The organism is Saccharibacillus kuerlensis DSM 22868, from assembly GCF_000378145.1.
Taxonomy (GTDB): domain Bacteria; phylum Bacillota; class Bacilli; order Paenibacillales; family Paenibacillaceae; genus Saccharibacillus; species Saccharibacillus kuerlensis.
This window is the reverse complement of sequence record NZ_KB899279.1, coordinates 39,976-56,434: the sequence shown is the minus strand read 5'-3', so window position 1 is coordinate 56,434 and position 16,459 is coordinate 39,976. Positions and strand designations below refer to the sequence as shown.

Below are 16,459 nucleotides of genomic sequence, written 5' to 3'. Positions count from 1 at the left end.
GAAGGTAAGATACAGATGCATTAAACCTACAGATTTCGAATTTGACAACGCTATCATTTTACTGCAAGGTATAGAGTAGAAGCTTGAAGCAAACGATTGCACAAAAGGGAGGACGACAGGCAGATGTGGGGCAAACGGACAGGGTATGAGAAGGAAGGCCGACGGGTACGTATTCAATTCGAACATGGCGAAGGACAGATCGAGATTGTGAACCCATGGGTAATTAACGTCTTTTCTCCGCTGCATACGCAGGAGCATGAGTCCCGGGCCGTTGAGCATCCCAATTTCGCGTTCGAGGACTGCGATTTTCGTGTCAGTGAGCGGGATGGGCGAATTGAGATTGTAACGGCTGAGCTGAATGTGAAAGTGTACGATCATTTTCATGTGGACTTTTACGATGCTGTCGGTACGCCGCTCTGCCTGGATTACCGCGGCAGCCGCGATCCCTTTCTGCGCCGGGGTAACGTCGATATTGCCGAGGGCGAAGGCCATGAGGCAATGAGAACGACCGGCCACCACAAGATCCAGATTCTGAAAGCGATGGAAGGCGGCGAAAAGTTCTACGGACTCGGCGACAAGACGGGACCGCTGAACAAGAAAGGCTACGAATACGAGATGTGGAACACTGACGATCCGTCTCCGCATGTTGAGAGCCACAAGTCGCTGTACAAGAGTATTCCATTTTTCATCACGCTGAAAGAACGGGCGGCTTACGGACTCTTTTTCGATAATCCGTTCAAGACGTTCTTCGATATGGGCAAAGAAAATTCGGACTATTATTATTTCGGCGCCGATGATGGCAATCTGGATTATTACTTCATCTATGGACCGGATATGAAAAATGTCGTAACCCGCTATACCGCGCTGACCGGCCGAACCCCGCTGCCGCAGCTGTGGACATTGGGCGCGCATCAGTCCAGATGGTCGTACGCGCCGGAAGCCAGAGTTATGGAGATTGCGGACAAGTTCCGGGAGCACGATCTGCCGCTGGACGCCATTCACCTGGACATTGACTATATGGACGGTTACCGGGTATTCACCTGGGACGGCGAGCGCTTCCCTGACCCGGCTGCAATGATCGAGAAGCTGAAGGAGCAGGGCATCAAGATTGTGACGATTATCGACCCGGGCGTGAAGAAGGACAAAGGCTATTCCATTTATGACGAAGGACTGGACAAAGGCTATTACGCGACCGACCGCGACGGCGTAACTTACGTGAATACGGTATGGCCGGGAGACTCGGTCTATCCGGACTTCTCTAATGAACCGGTCCGTCAGTGGTGGGCAGGCAATCAGAAGATCATGACCGATGCCGGCGTAGCGGGGATTTGGAACGATATGAACGAGCCGGCAAGCTTCACGGGACCGCTCCCGGACGATGTACGGTTCAAGAATGACGGACGGGAAACGGATCACCGCGAAGTGCATAACGTGTACGGTCATCTGATGTCCCAGTCCACCTACGACGGTATTCTGAACGCGACAGGCAAAAGACCGTTCGTCATCACCCGCGCCGCCTATGCCGGAACGCAGAAATATTCGACGGTATGGACCGGCGACAATCAGAGCTTCTGGGAGCATCTGCGCATGTCGATCCCCATGACGCTGAATCTGGGTCTGAGCGGCTTTGCGTTCAACGGCTGCGATGTCGGCGGCTTCTCGCACGACTGCACGCCGGAACTGCTGGCGCGTTGGGTGCAGGTGGGAGCATTCAGTCCGCTGTTCCGCAACCATACGGCGATCGGAACGCGGGATCAGGAGCCGTGGGCGTACGACGAGCAGACACTGAATGCGTATCGCAAAGCGATGAAGCTGCGCTACCGGATGCTTCCGTATCTGTACGATCTGATGCGCGAAGCGGAAAATACCGGTCTTCCTCCCATGCGTCCGCTTGTGCTGGAGTATCCGCAGGATGAATCCGTACAGGAGCTTGACGATCAGTTTCTGTTCGGCAGCATGATGCTGATCGCGCCGGTTGTGGAACAAGGCAAGAGACACCGTGCGGTATATCTGCCGGAAGGAAAATGGTACGATTATGCATCCGGCGAAGTGCTGGAAGGCGGACAAGCAATTCTGGCCGACGCGCCGCTCGATGTCTGTCCGATCTATGTGAGTGCGGGATCATTCCTACCGGCTTACCCAGATCAGAAGTATGTGGGCGAGCTTAAAATCAAGGAATTGCTGCTGGACGTCTATCCGGGTACGGGGGAATACGTGCACACCCAAGACGACGGCGAAAGCTTCGATTATCGGAGTGGAAGTTATAACGAGTACCGATTCAGTCAGAGTGAAAAGGATGGCGAGCTGGAGATCAAGTTGGAAAAAGGGAACTCCGGTTATGCGGAGGCCTATAGTTCGTTCAGGCTTACTGTGCATGGACTATCCGTTTCTTGGGTGGAGCTGAACGGAGAAGCGATTCCATTTTTGGCAGAAATCCGAGGTACAACGTTCCATATTCCGGCGGAAAGCGGAACGGTGCGGCTGAAGAGATAATTCCGGCACGGAGAAGCTCGGTTTCATTGAGCGGCGAAACGGGGAAGAATAGGACAAATGTAGCGAAAGAGATACCCTGCAGCGGAAATGCGGAACGATCGCGTTTTCGGATGGCAGGGTATCTTTCTATCAATCGGAAGGGAGGGGTGGAACGGGATGAACGGATTGATTTTTTTGATAGCGGTGCTGATGGCGCTGGTGCATATGTTCTCCGCTTCGATGAAGTTTTTGGATACTGTTCCGCGAAGCCGCTTCCTATCGTTGGCCGGCGGCGTGGCGGTTGCTTATGTCTTCGTGCATATTTTGCCTGAACTGAAGGAACACCAGGAGTCATTTGAAAGCAGCGAGCATCTGGATATTTTGAGCTTTATGGAACATCACGCTTATTTGATCGCGATGCTGGGCCTGGTCGTCTTTTATGCGCTGGAGCGGACGGTTAAGATTTCACGCCAACAAAGCCAGGAGCGGCACGGAGAAGCTCGGCCGAGTTATGGCATATACCGGGTGCATATGATCTCGTTTGCCCTTTACAATGCGCTGATCGGCTATCTGCTTGTACACCGGATTCAGGAAACGGCATGGAATTTGATTCTGTTTTCGCTGGCGATGGCGCTGCACTTTGTAGTCAACGACCATTCATTGAGGGAAGATCATCAGGAACGTTACGACCGCCGAGGCCGATGGATCCTGACCGCCAGTATCCTGATCGGCTGGGGAATCGGAATGCTGACGGAAGTGCCGGAGCTGGTGCTGGCTTCGCTGTTCGCTTTCCTGTCAGGCGGCATTTTGCTGAATGTGCTTAAGGAGGAGCTGCCCGAAGAAAAGCAGAGCAGTCTCGGCATGTTCCTGCTTGGAACCATTGGGTATTCGATGATGCTTCTGGCTTTCTGATTAACGGATAAGCAAAAGGTTTCATTCCTGTACGAGTAATCTATATAATAGAAGAAAGCGATTCGGTCCGATAGGGCTTCGATCCACGACTTAACACAACCGGAGGAATCAAATGAAAACGATCAAAGAATTTGTTGAAGGCGACGACATTGTAGGATTTTACCTGCTGAAGTCTGCCGATTTGAAACAAACGAACGCTACGCCGCCAAAAGATTATTTCGATCTGGTACTGGCTGACGCGAGCGGTGAGATACCCGCGAAGTTTTGGGATGTCAGCACTGCGGATAAGGAAACATTTTTTGCGCCGATGCTGGTGAAAGTTCGCGGTGTTGTGCAAAAATACAGAGAAAAGCCGCAGTTCAAAGTGGTCAAGCTGCGTGCAGCAGATCCGGAAGACGGGTACACATTAACCGACTTTATCCGTTCTGCGCCGGTGCCGCCGAATGATCTTGTGTACACGATCAAGACGACCGCCGCAGGCATCTCGGATACGGATCTTCGCCGTATCGTCGATTACTGCATCGAGAAGGTCGGCGACAAGCTGATGCATTACCCGGCTGCCAAAGGGATGCACCATGCCTTTTATGCCGGGCTTGCTTACCATACGGTACGTATGCTGGAATTGGCCGAATTCATCTGCAAGCAGCGTCCGTTCCTGAACCGGGACATGCTGCTGGCGGGGATTATCCTGCATGATATTGCCAAAACGGAGGAGATGACGGCGGAGCTGGGTGTGGTTTCGGAGTACAGCTTTACCGGCAAACTGATGGGTCATCTGGCAATGGCTTCGACTTGGGTAACGGAAGCGGCGATCAAGCTGGAGATGGACCCTACATCGGAAAAAGTCATTCTGATGCAGCATATGATTCTGGCCCATCACAACAAAGGCGAATGGGGAAGCCCTGTTCAGCCGCAAACGGCCGAAGCCATTGCGCTGCATTATATCGATCAGCTCGATGCCAAACTTCAGGCTGCCGAAGATGCGCTCGATATGATGCCGGACAATGAAGAATGGACAGTACCGCTGCGCGTGCTGGAAGGCAAAGCGCTGTATCGGGGCCCCAAGGACCAGAATTAAACAGCAGTTCAACAACCAGAACGCGATTCCACAAGGAATCGCGTTTTTTGTTTTTGCTGCCAAGAAGAGGCCGAATAGAAAAAAGCGATCCCAGAAAGGGATCGCTTCAAAGGTTTAGCCGTGCTTACTTGGAATCTACTAAATCTTCAATCGAGTTCGCATCGACATAAGCCGGTACGACTAGACCTGTTTTCACGCCTTTCATGTTAGCGCCCAGATCTTCGATCTTGTCCTGATACTGGTTCCAGTAGTCAGCGTGAGTCAGCGGCAGCCAGGCGGCAAGACTTGCGTCAGCATCGCCCTGAGCTACGCCCAGCCACATTGGACCAGCATCGACCTGCAGATCTTTAACGGTAAAGCCCAGTTCTTCCTGCATGATGTACTTCACGAGGTTAGTGCTGGCAATCTCGGAATCCCAAGCAACGAAAGCCAGCGTGATGGTTTCTCCATCTACTGGTGTAATGCCGTTTGTCCATTCTGCTACACGCTCAGGGTGAGCTTCAACGAAGTCGGCAGCAGCTTGTTCCGCCGATGTGCCGTCCTGGATTGCGATCATCATTTCGCCCATTTCCTCTTCCGTCCACTCGAAGTTGGTCAGGAATTGGTAAGCTTCCGGATGGTCTTCTTGAAGTCCAAGGCGTGCAATGGTGTGAATTTCTTCAGCATCGCCATAAGATTTCTTCGGATCTTCCAGGTATTTCAGATCATATTTGGCGAACATCCAGTGCGGAGTCCAGCCTGTAATGATGATCGGCTCTTCTTTTTTGATTGCTTTATCGAGCGTGGCCGTCATAGCCGCTCCAGATCCTTCAATCAGGTTCCAATCGCTCAAACCGTAGTCGTCGATCGCCTTTTGTGTAGCCGTCATAATACCTGCACCCGGATCGATACCGATAATCTTGTGGTCGACTTGAGCGCCGATCGAAGCCTGTGTGCTTGTACTATCGCTGTTATTTGCAGCATCTGTACCTGTAGTTGTTGAGCCACCACCCGAGGAGCAGGCCCCCAGTACCAATACAGCCGCCAGACTTGTCATTCCGAACCATTTCTTCGTGCCAAAGTTGAACTTTTTCATTTCGCATTTCTCCTTTTTTGTGCAGGTTTGAATATATTTTGCGATAAGCGGTCGAGGACAATAGCCAGTACGACGACGGCGAGGCCGGCTTCGAAACCTTGGCCGATACGCAGCTGCGTAACAGCCCGATAGACTTCGACACCGATACCCTGTGCACCGATCATCGAGGCGATGACTACCATCGACAGCGACAGCATGATCGTTTGGTTAATGCCGGCTAAGATCGTCGGCATGGCCAGCGGAAGCTGAACCTTGAACAGTTTCTGGGCGCCGGTTGAACCGAATGCATCTGCCGCTTCTACCAGCTCGCTCGATACCTGTTGAATGCCCAAGTTAGTTAGGCGAATGGTAGGCGGGATAGCGAATATAATAGACGCGATAACACCCGGGACGACGCCAAGGCTAAAGAATGTAACGGCAGGAAGCAGATATACGAACGCCGGCATGGTCTGCATAAAGTCCAGCAGAGGGGTAATAACGTTCGAAGCGCCGCGGCTTTTCGCGCACAGGATGCCGATCGGAATCCCGATAACGATTGAGACCAGTCCTGAAGTCAGGACGAGTGCCAATGTGCTCATTGTTGCTTCCCAGTAGCCCAGGTTCCAGATTAGTAGGAAACCTAGCGCCGAGAATAAGGATAGTTTCCACTTGCCAGCAAAGTAGGCAATGATGGCAAGAATAATAATGAACAAGATGGGATGCGGGGAAGTAAAGACGTCGGTGAAAAAGGTGACAACTTTTTCGATCGTGAAGGCAATACCGTCAAAGAGTCCTTCCAGATTCGTACTCATCCAATCAACGGCCGTATCGACCCAGCTTGCGATCGGAAGTTTCGGCATATCAGCCGACAATAGTTGGTGCTGCATTGCCGTTCACTCCTTCGTTCTCCACTTCTCCAGCCATGGCGCCCAGCAGGCTGCCTCTGACCACGACGCCCAGCAGGCGGTTTTCTTCATCCACGACCGAAATCGGCAGCGGCGATGTACTGCTCAGCTCGAACATCTCTCCAATTACGCGATCTGGGGGACATGTTGGACATTCTGAAATCATAATGTCTTCAATAGAAAGCTTTTCTTTTACTGCGCGGGAAGCGTCTTCGGCAGTGATAGCACCGAGCAGGCGTTTCCCACGGTCGATCACGAACAAGTTCGAGACGCCGCGTTCACGCATTAGTTCCAAGGCAACACGTGGTCCACGGTCCGGTGTAATCGTTTCTGGACGACGCATAACATGTAAAGCCGTAAGTACTTTCGACAGATCAACGTCTTCAACGAAGCGCTGCACGTAGCGGTTGGCTGGATGAATCAAGATCTCTTCCGGCGTACCGATCTGTACGACTTCACCGTCGCGCATCAGTGCGATTCGGTCGCCGATGCGAAGCGCTTCGTCCAGATCGTGTGTGATAAAGATGATCGTTTTCTTCATTTTCTCCTGCAGATCAAGCAGTTCGTCCTGCATATCGCGGCGAATCAGAGGATCGAGCGCACTGAACGCTTCATCCATCAGCAGTACTTCCGGATCGTTAGCCAATGCCCGGGCAAGACCGACACGCTGCTGCATGCCGCCGCTCAGTTCGTCTGGCATTTTGTCTTCCCAGCCTTTGAGTCCGACCAATTCCAACGATTGCATGGCTTTTGCGCGTCGCTTCGACTTATCTATCTTCTGAATCTCAAGACCGTATTCGACGTTATCGAGTACACTGCGATGCGGGAACAACGCAAACTTCTGAAATACCATGCTGATCGTTTTGCGGCGCACGTCACGCAGCTGTTCGGCGTTCATCTTCATAATATCCTTGTCATGTACAAGGATTTGTCCTGCGCTCGGATCGATCAACCGGTTGAACATGCGAACGAGCGTCGACTTGCCGCTGCCCGACAAGCCCATAATAACGAAGATTTCCCCCTGCTCGATATCCATGTTCACCTGGTTAACCCCGACAGTGATTTGTTTTTCTTTGGCAAGCCGTTCTTTGTTATAGCCCTGGTTCAGAAGTTTAACTCCCTGCGCCGCATTGGGTCCGAACAATTTGCTCACGTTGCGGATACTGAGTATCGGCATTTCGTTCACCTCTTTTTTGGTTTAAAAATGTTTTCGAGAAATATGGAGAGTATTCCGCACTAAGCGTATTTCCGGAGCTCGTCAGTTTTATCTAATTTAGATCCCGTAACCAAGCGAGCTGCTTGATGCCAACGTCCTAAATTGTAACAGACTAATCTTTTCTGTACAAACTTAAAATCCGTACGTTAAGTTTGTACAGAAAAAACTGTACAGAACAATAGTCGAAAATGCTCGAAATTACTCCTGTATCCTCGCTTTCTGAGCACTTTACAATTCATAAGCGTTCTCCTAGAATGAATATGATAAATCGCGTCCATGGCACAAAAGGGCGGTGCGCGCGGGGAAGATATAAGGAGGTTTCAGGCATGGGCTTGGACCAAAACCAGTGGAGTGAAGAAGAACACCAAGCTGTTCAGCGCATACGCAAACGTGTAATCGAGGTTGTAGGCCGAAATATGGAACTGTACGGGATTACACTGTCGACTGGACACCTGTATGGACTGCTCTTTTTCGCGGATAAGCCGATGACGCTTGATGAAATGGGACGCGAGATGCAGATGAGTAAGACGAGTATGAGTACAGGCGTACGTACACTGCTCGATTTGAATATGGTGAACAAAGTTTGGGAAAAAGGGTCGCGTAAAGATCTGTATGAAGTTGAATACGACTGGTATCAGACTTTTACCGATTATTTTGCTACACAATGGAGAAGAGCTGTGGAGAGCAACCTTCAGGTTCTGCGCAGAGCATTAAAAGAGATTGACCGTCTGCTTGAGCAGCCGGATGCCAGTGAATTTGTTGTTGAAATATTAACGAAAGACCGTGATAAAATCCGCCAGGCGGAAAGCTACTATAGATGGCTTGACCGGGTGATCGATGCGATGGAAGATGGGGAATTGTACAAATTGGTTCCCAGAGAATCATAAGATTGAAAACAATGTGTAAAGGGCCGACTTGGGAAACGTTCGCCTGGTTCCCTTTCCCGAAATAAGCTTTTCCTGCGAAGATTGCCGATTTGATCGGCTTTTTTTGCTTTGTTTCTTTATTTCGGGATAAGTGCTCCAAGCAGCGCTTCTAAAAAACCCTGCGCGGGTAATGTTTTGATTGTAGGTGGATTTTGTCCTCTGGCCTTGTTTTCGCGTACAATTCTTTAGCTCTGTGGACTGGTCTGCCGGCATTGACAGCCCCGCTTTCCGAGTTTACGCTGGAATTAATAAATTTACATTTAGAGGTGGCTGTTTTGCCTATGCAGTATCGTCCTACTCAAGCCGTCGTAGATTTGGATGCGCTTCGCGCCAATTACGAGGCTTTTCGTTTGCATCTACATTCTTCGACCCTTCTTCTAGCCTGCGTCAAAGCAAATGCCTACGGACATGGAGCCGTGGAAGTCAGCCGTGAGCTGGAGCGTCTGGGAGCCGATTATTTGAGCGTCGCTTTCCTTGATGAGGCGCTGGAGCTTCGTTATGCGGGAGTCTCTATTCCTATTCTGGTACTGGGTTATACTCCTCCAGAAGGACTGGCTGTCGCAAGGGACTTTGGCATTACAGTTGCTTTGTTCAGCGATGAAGTGTTGGAAGCGGCGCGTAAGTTGGAAAGTTCTCCGTCTCATGCCCAGCTCAAAGTTCACATTAAAGTGGATAGCGGTATGGGACGTCTGGGACAGATAGTTGGACCAGATGCACATGCTTTTGTCAAAAAGGCGCTGGAAGTGGATACAATCGAAGTTGAAGGGCTGTTTACGCACTTTGCCAGAGCGGATGAAGCCGACAAGACCTATACCATGAACCAATATGAAGAGTTCCGAAACCTAACGGACGCGCTTGAGCAGGAAGGCATCGACATCCCGTTGATACATACCGGCAATAGTGCCGCCGCGATCGACACGCCGGGGTTGTCCCCGAAAATGGTTCGAATTGGGATTTCGCTGTATGGGCTTTATCCTTCCTGCGAAGTGGGCCGTACTGCCGTTGCCTTGAAACCTGTGCTGACGCTCAAGACGGAGGCAGTGTTCGTCAAGACGCTGCAGAACGCTATGGGAATCAGCTATGGCTCGCTCTACACGGCAGAGGCCGGAGAAAGAATCGCGACGCTGCCGATCGGTTATGCCGACGGTTACTCGCGAATGCTTGGCGGCAAGGCAGAAGTACTGATCCGGGGTCAACGGGCTCCGGTGACCGGAACAATTTGTATGGATCAATGTATGGTGTCGCTCAAATCTTTCGCAGATGCGGAAGATATCCAAGAAGGCGAGGAGGTTGTTCTGCTCGGCAGCCAGTCCGGTGAGAGTATTACCGCAGACGAAATTGCCGCCAAACTGGGAACAATCCATTATGAAGTGGTGTGCATGCTCGCCCATCGAGTACCGCGAATTTACGTGCGCCAAGGCGTCAAAATTGCGGAATTAAACCCCCTGCTGCATGAAAATCCGACTGCTTTTCAAGTTCTTTCTAAATAAATGTGAAGAATTGGGCTGTACGGATGAATGATTGTAGGCTATAATGAGTGGCAGCATAGGTGATATACGCATCGTATATACGCTTTTCAACAGTTCCCGAAAAATGGACGATCCGTAAGGCAGGAAACGTTGGCGGGTACAAGCTCATGGGGGTGGACGAACGGTGGCGAACTTGCAAAGCACCAAGAGAGTGATGATCAGCTTACCCGATCATCTTCTGCAAGAAGTGGATGGAATCGCAGCTTTGGAAAATTCCAATCGCAGTGAATTGATCAGGTTGGCAATGAGACAGTATCTGGTCGACCGGAAGAAGCGGTATATCCGCGAGTCGATGCAGCAGGGTTACATGGAAATGGCCCATATCAATTTGTCGATGGCTTGTGAAGCTTTTCATGCGGAGGAAGATGCAGACATCACTCTGGTTCGCTTAGTAAGCGGGGTGTAACTATTGCTTGTAAAACGCGGTGACGTATTTTTTGCGGACCTATCGCCGGTGGTGGGGTCCGAGCAGGGCGGAGTAAGGCCGGTATTGGTTATTCAGAACGATATCGGCAATCGCTTCAGCCCTACGGTCATCGTCGCGGCGATTACCGCCCAAATTCAGAAAGCGAAACTGCCGACCCACGTAGAAATCGATGCGAAAACGCATGGATTCGATCGGGATTCCGTCGTCCTGCTTGAACAGATTCGAACGATCGATAAGCAGCGCTTGACGGACCGGATTACAAGACTTGGCGAAGAGACGATGAAGAGGGTAGACGAATCCCTGCAGATCAGCTTGAGCTTGGTCGATTTTTGATCCGGAACGCCTTGCCGTTTGCGCGGCGTTAAGGTGGAATGCTCGTTCGCAAGCCGGGGGCGGGTCTCTACCACACGAAAGAGGAGCACGACCTGTGCGAAACATTCGCATAGGCGGCTCCTTTTTTTTGCTGTTTTACTTTTTTATCGGACCGTATATTTTTCTCCATGTCTTTGATATAGGGGAATAGGAATAAATCTGACATCAATCTAACAAATATGTATTCAGGAAATTCGTATCGATTATGGTGGGATAAAGCTTTTTTGCGGTATCGAAGTAATGCGAATAAGTCGACGCAAAGCCTTTTCGCGTGTAAAATAAGCAGGTGTGAACGATAAAGACAAACGATTGAATTTCGCGGTCGATTATCGGCAATGATTACTGATGAAGCGAGGAGAGCTTGCACATGCGGTTTAAAAATGTGTTTTCCATTATAGGACCTTCCATGGTCGGTCCATCTAGCTCACATACGGCAGGAGCGGTTCGTATTGGATTAATTGGCAGACAGCTGCTTGGCGAAGAGCCGGTTAGTGCGAAAATTGCCCTGTACGGATCGTTTGCCGAAACGTATTGGGGACACGGAACGGATCTGGCACTGGCGGGCGGGCTGCTCGGCTATGCCACGGATGATGCCCGTATAGCGGAGGCTCTTGAAGAAGCGGCGCGCCGCGAAATCGAGATTGTGTTTGTCAAAGGCGTCGGTATGGCCCCTCACCCGAACACTGCGAAGCTGGAACTCACGGCGGCAGATGGCCGCAGTGCCCAAGTGCTTGGCGCCTCGATCGGCGGTGGAAACATCATGATTCACGAGATGAACGGATTCGATGTCCGCTGCAGCGGCGAGTACCCGACGATCGTCGTGCTGCACCACGATCGTCCGGGTGTGATCGCTTCATTGACCGCGATTTTGAGCGATAGCGAGACCAATATCGGCTATATGGGCGTCGATCGCAAAGGCCGCAGTGCAGAAGCAATGACCGTTATGGAGCTGGATTCCGTTCCGGGTCAGGACCTGCTGCAGCGGCTTCGTGGGATCAGCGATGTAATCGAAGTGATCGTAATTAACTTGAACAGCAGGGAGGCGCAGAGCCAATGAGATTCCGGACATTGAAGGAACTGGCTGCGATCAGCCTGGAAGAAAGCAAGACACTGGCTGAAGTCATGATTGAAGATCAAGCTGCGGAGACGGGCGTGCCGCGCGAAGAGATTGTGGCGCAGATGGCCGACTATTACGAGAAGATGAAAGAAGCGGTGCGTCGGGGTCTTACAGAGCAGACGGTATCGCGCAGCGGCCTCAGTGGAGGGGACGCTGTAAAAGTGCTGGATCTGGTTGAAAACGGTACGCCGTCTTCCGGGGATCCTTCTTCGCGTGCCATGGCCTATGCGCTGGCCGTATCAGAAGTGAATGCTTCGATGGGGCGCATTATCGCCACACCGACGGCAGGGTCGTGCGGAATTATTCCCGGCGTCTTCGTCAGCTCCCAGGAACGATTTGGCTGGAGCGATGAGCATATGGTGAACGGACTGTTCGCCGCAGGAGCGATCGGCTATGTGATTGCCAATAACTCGTTTATCTCTGGCGCGGAAGGCGGCTGCCAGGCGGAAGTGGGATCGGCAATCGGTATGGCGGCCGGAGCGCTCGTTGAGCTGCGCGGCGGCAGCGCCGAGCAGGCTATGCATGCCGTTGGACTGGCACTTAAAAATACACTGGGCCTGATCTGTGACCCGGTAGCCGGACTTGTCGAGATTCCGTGTATTGTTCGCAACGGCTTGGGCGCGGTCAATGCGTTGGCTGCGGCGGATATGGGCCTGGCCGGCGTGCGCAGCGCTATTCCTTCCGACGAAGTGGTCAGCGTCATGCTCGAAGTTGGCGCGGCTATGCCGAGCGGACACCGGGAGACGGGACAAGGCGGATTGGCTCAGACCCCGACGGGCCGCAAGCTGACCGAAGGGCTAATGAAAGGCCGCAAACCTTTGGAACCCGAGTCAGAAGAGGCAGCTGAAACGGTCAAAACGGCAGAATAATTCATATTTTTGCAAAGTTCGGCATGAACGAATGGGTTCCGAATTTGAAGGTTTTTTAGACGAGTGATTGGAGAGGCGGAGCGGATGCCGGTGGCGGATACAGCCGGACGCTTCGTCTTTTTTTGAGGATGGGAGAACGGAGAGATAGGGATGGGATTGGAGCGTTATCCGGCTTATTTGTATGACTTCGCCTGCCACGAAGAAGAGCGCCCGCTGTGCGAAATGGAACTGCGCACTTTGTTTGACTCGGCTCCTTGTGAGAAATTCATTGTGTCGAACCGACGCATGGATCCGTCGCGCAGTCCGTTCGTTCATGGTCGGCTTGCCGTCGAGGCGGCAGAGGACAGTCTGAAAGGGATGGCAGAAGCGGCATCCCGGTTGGAGCTTGACGGACAAACGTTCAAGCTGCGGTATATCGCGGCGGACGGGACGGCGGACTATACCGAACGACGGCGTGTCGAGCGAATCATTGGCGCACATTTTCGCGGTCGGGCAGACATGAAAACTCCGCAGCGGCTGTATGGGATTGCCTATGTGAAAGGGATATGGCTGCTCGGCGCCTATAAGGAGAGCGAAGCTGTCTGGCTGTATCACAACGAGAAGCCGCGTCAGTATTCGACCGCACTCGGAACACGTATGGCAAGAGCGGTGGTGAATATTGCCGTGCCTCAGCCGGAAGGCGTTACAGCGGTCGATCCCTGCTGCGGAATCGGGACAGTGCTGATCGAAGCGAAATCAATGGGCATACAAATGGACGGCTTCGATCTGAATCCGCTGGCCGCAATCGGAGCGCGGGAGAATCTGACGCATTTTGGCCTGCCGGGTACCGTAGGTGTTGCGGATATGCGTACGCTTCAAGGAAAGTATGATGCGCTGGTACTGGACCTGCCTTACAATCTGTGTTCGGTACTTACGACAGACGAGCGATTTGAGATGCTGCTTGGGGCGAGGCGCTTGGCCGATCGCTGTCTAATTGTAGCGACGGAAGACATTGAAACGGAGCTTGAGGCTGCCGATTTTTTCGTGTCTGACCGCTGTGTAGTACGCAAAGGTCGGTTTGCACGGTATATTTTTCTAGTTGTATCGAAATAATAATGAAATGTTTTAAGGGCAGCAGGCTGACAAAGTGATTTTCGTTTGCCGAAGGGAACGTTAGTCTGTCATAATAAAAACACCGTTTTTCGCGGCGTCCGGCGTATTTTCAAAACTTGTGGTTTTGAAGATACGCTGTATGCACGCGGAATGGACCGGACCGCCCGGAGATGGATTCCGGCGGTTGGAGAACAAGCAGCAGCAGAAAGAGGGAGATTTTGTGTCTGATCTGGAATTGAACACCGAAGCCGGCTCGTCCGAGATGACAGCTTCCGAGCGCGAAACGATGTTCCGCCGGACGGCGGAAGTGCTTGGAGTAGCGGCGAAGCAGGTAAAAGCGGCGGTATCGCTGCTCGACGAAGGGAATACCGTGCCTTTTATCGCACGCTACCGCAAAGAAATGACCGGAGAACTGGATGAGAACCAGTTAAGAGATATTGAAGAGAGCGTGCAGTATGCACGCGGACTTCACGTGCGCAAGCAGGAAGTACTGCGCATTATCGATGAGCAGGGCAAACTGACGGAAGAACTGAAACGTTCCATTTTGGAAGCTGTAAAGCTGCAGCAGATTGAAGACTTGTACCGTCCGTTTCGCCAGAAGCGTAAAACGCGTGCCAGTGTGGCGAAAGAGAAAGGGTTGGAACCGCTGGCCGAGTGGCTGCTGAGCCAGCCGGTTCGTGCGGATATCGACAAGGAAGCGGCCCGTTATATTTCGGAAGACAAAGGGGTGGCGTCGGCCGAAGAAGCGCTGGGAGGCGCACTTGATATCGTAGCGGAGCAGCTTGCAGACGACGCGAAAATCCGTGCCTGGGTGCGGACGTACACGCTGGATCATGCGATTCTGGCAACAGAGGCAAAAGATGCATCTGCCGAATCCGTATACGAAATGTACTACAGCTACCGGGAACTGGCGAAAAAGATGCCGCCGCACCGTATTCTGGCGATTAACCGCGGAGAACGGGAAAATGTGCTGAAAGTTGCGCTTGAGACCGATTCCGCCCCAATCATACGTTATATTTCCAAACGAGTGATCAAAGGCTCGTCGCCGACGCATCCGCTGCTGGAACGCGCGATCGAAGATGCGTACAAGCGGTTGATTGCGCCATCGATCGAACGTGAAGTGCGCAGCGAACTGACGGAAAAGGGCGATGCTCAGGCGATCTCGATCTTCGCTGGCAATCTGCGCAGTCTGCTGCTGCAGCCGCCGGTACGCGGCAAGCGGGTGCTGGGCGTTGACCCTGCATTCCGGACAGGCTGCAAGCTTGCGGCTCTCGATGAAACGGGCAAGCTGCTGGAAGTGGCTGTGACTTATCCGACTCCGCCGCGCAGTCAAGTCCGCGAAGCTTCGGAGAAATTCAGCGAACTGGTAGAGAAATACGACTTGGAGCTGATCGTCATCGGCAACGGTACGGCTTCTCGCGAAACGGAGCAGTTCGTCGCGGATTGGATCGCCGGTCATGCGGGACGACGCAAACTCGCCTACCTGATCGTTAACGAAGCCGGTGCCAGTGTGTACTCCGCATCGAAGATCGCCCAGGAAGAATTCCCGGATATGGATGCAGCGGAGCGCAGTGCCGCTTCGATTGCCCGCCGGGTACAGGACCCGCTGGCGGAATTGGTCAAGATCGATCCGAAAGCGATCGGCGTCGGCCAGTATCAGCATGATGTATCGCAGAAGCAGCTGGAAGGCCAGCTGAAGGCTGTCGTCGAGTCGGCCGTTAACCATGTCGGAGTCGACGTAAATACCGCTTCGCCGTCGCTGCTGTCGTATGTCGCGGGCATCAACCAGACGACCGCTCGCAATATCGTTAAATACCGCAACGAGAACGGTTCGTTCTCCAGCCGGGCGGAGCTGAAGAAGGTACCGCGTCTCGGTGCGAAGACGCTGGAGCAATGTGCAGGCTTCCTGCGCATCGAAGGAACAAATCCACTCGATCGTACGCCGATTCACCCGGAATCGTATAAAGTTGTCGACCGTCTGTTTGCCGAGCTTAAGGTAACAGCGGCCGACCTCGGTACCGTACCGATGCGTGAAGCGCTGGAGGCGGCGGATGTGCAGGCACTGGCGGACAAGCTTGAAGTCGGTCTGCCAACGCTGAAAGACATCATTGAAAGTCTGCTGCGTCCGGGCCGCGACCCGCGCGAAGAGCTGCCGGCGCCGATCTTCCGTACGGATGTGCTGAAGATCGAGGACCTGAAGCCTGGCATGGAACTGCAGGGCACGGTGCGCAACGTTATCGACTTCGGTGCGTTTGTCGATATCGGCATCAAGAGCGATGGTCTGGTGCATATTTCGCAGCTCAGCTCAAACTTTGTTAAGCACCCAATGGACGTTGTGGCTGTCGGCGACACCGTCACGGTATGGGTGCTGAATGTGGATCTCAAAAAAGGCCGCGTCGGTCTTACGATGCGCGGACCCGTAGAGAACGGTTAAAGCCAGCAGCAATAAAGGCAAGGATAAGGCTGCATATGAAAAGCGTCCCGGAGATG

At 52.5% G+C, this 16,459-nt stretch carries 14 protein-coding genes; 11 read left to right on the top strand and 3 right to left on the bottom strand.

From position 1 onward, the window contains the following. Positions 1-123: 123 nt before the first annotated feature. The 3 genes from F456_RS0105095 to F456_RS0105085 all read left to right on the top strand — a co-directional run bounded on the left by F456_RS0105095 (position 124) and on the right by F456_RS0105085 (position 4,462). Entirely contained in the window at positions 124-2,493 is a 2,370-nt protein-coding gene (locus tag F456_RS0105095) for a glycoside hydrolase family 31 protein (protein ID WP_018975918.1), read from the top strand. 156 nt (positions 2,494-2,649) lie between these two features. Continuing rightward, the gene (locus F456_RS0105090; RefSeq protein ID WP_018975917.1) at positions 2,650-3,384 is read left to right on the top strand and encodes a ZIP family transporter; all 735 of its coding nucleotides are present in this window, start codon (positions 2,650-2,652) and stop codon (positions 3,382-3,384) included. A 112-nt stretch (positions 3,385-3,496) separates the two neighbouring features. Then, positions 3,497-4,462 carry a 3'-5' exoribonuclease YhaM family protein gene (locus F456_RS0105085; protein WP_018975916.1) on the top strand — a complete coding sequence of 322 codons (966 nt, stop codon included), beginning with the start codon at positions 3,497-3,499 and terminating at the stop codon, positions 4,460-4,462. A gap of 124 nt (positions 4,463-4,586) precedes the next feature. Here F456_RS0105085 and F456_RS0105080 read toward each other — a convergent pair whose 3' ends face one another. Genes F456_RS0105080 through F456_RS0105070 form a run of 3 tightly spaced genes read right to left on the bottom strand, consistent with a single transcriptional unit; the run spans position 4,587 to position 7,598 of the window. Beyond that, complete coding sequence (locus F456_RS0105080; protein WP_018975915.1) at positions 4,587-5,537, bottom strand: glycine betaine ABC transporter substrate-binding protein; 951 nt, start codon at positions 5,535-5,537, stop codon at positions 4,587-4,589. After that, complete coding sequence (locus tag F456_RS0105075) at positions 5,534-6,403, bottom strand: ABC transporter permease (RefSeq protein ID WP_018975914.1); 870 nt, start codon at positions 6,401-6,403, stop codon at positions 5,534-5,536. Before F456_RS0105075 ends, F456_RS0105080 begins: the two co-directional genes overlap by 4 nt. After that, positions 6,378-7,598, bottom strand: coding sequence for a quaternary amine ABC transporter ATP-binding protein (locus tag F456_RS0105070; protein ID WP_018975913.1), 1,221 nt, complete (start codon positions 7,596-7,598; stop codon positions 6,378-6,380). Before F456_RS0105070 ends, F456_RS0105075 begins: the two co-directional genes overlap by 26 nt. A 365-nt stretch (positions 7,599-7,963) precedes the next feature. Here F456_RS0105070 and F456_RS0105065 point away from each other — a divergent pair, with 365 nt between their 5' ends. From F456_RS0105065 to F456_RS0105030, 8 genes are all read left to right on the top strand, one after another. Beyond that, positions 7,964-8,524 carry a GbsR/MarR family transcriptional regulator gene (locus F456_RS0105065; protein WP_018975912.1) on the top strand — a complete coding sequence of 187 codons (561 nt, stop codon included), beginning with the start codon at positions 7,964-7,966 and terminating at the stop codon, positions 8,522-8,524. Positions 8,525-8,844: 320 nt separating this feature from the next. Then, positions 8,845-10,053, top strand: a complete 1,209-nt coding sequence (alr, locus tag F456_RS0105060) for an alanine racemase (protein ID WP_018975911.1) — start codon at positions 8,845-8,847, stop codon at positions 10,051-10,053. Between the two features lie 163 nt (positions 10,054-10,216). Continuing rightward, a complete protein-coding gene (locus tag F456_RS0105055; RefSeq protein ID WP_018975910.1) occupies positions 10,217-10,498 on the top strand; it encodes a CopG family ribbon-helix-helix protein in 282 nt (93 codons plus the stop codon). Between the two features lie 3 nt (positions 10,499-10,501). Continuing rightward, entirely contained in the window at positions 10,502-10,852 is a 351-nt protein-coding gene (locus F456_RS0105050; RefSeq protein WP_018975909.1) for a type II toxin-antitoxin system PemK/MazF family toxin, read from the top strand. A 406-nt stretch (positions 10,853-11,258) separates the two neighbouring features. Further along, positions 11,259-11,948 carry an L-serine ammonia-lyase, iron-sulfur-dependent subunit beta gene (sdaAB, locus tag F456_RS0105045; RefSeq protein WP_018975908.1) on the top strand — a complete coding sequence of 230 codons (690 nt, stop codon included), beginning with the start codon at positions 11,259-11,261 and terminating at the stop codon, positions 11,946-11,948. After that, positions 11,945-12,877 (top strand): L-serine ammonia-lyase, iron-sulfur-dependent, subunit alpha, encoded by a 933-nt coding sequence (gene sdaAA / locus F456_RS0105040; protein WP_018975907.1) that lies wholly within the window; start codon positions 11,945-11,947, stop codon positions 12,875-12,877. The genes sdaAB and sdaAA overlap by 4 nt, the downstream gene beginning before the upstream one ends. Before the next feature lie 150 nt (positions 12,878-13,027). Next, on the top strand, positions 13,028-13,969 hold the full coding sequence (locus F456_RS0105035; protein ID WP_018975906.1) for a TRM11 family SAM-dependent methyltransferase: 942 nt from the start codon (positions 13,028-13,030) through the stop codon (positions 13,967-13,969). Positions 13,970-14,255: 286 nt separating this feature from the next. Next, entirely contained in the window at positions 14,256-16,403 is a 2,148-nt protein-coding gene (locus F456_RS0105030; protein WP_373290943.1) for a Tex family protein, read from the top strand. Positions 16,404-16,459: the final 56 nt, after the last annotated feature.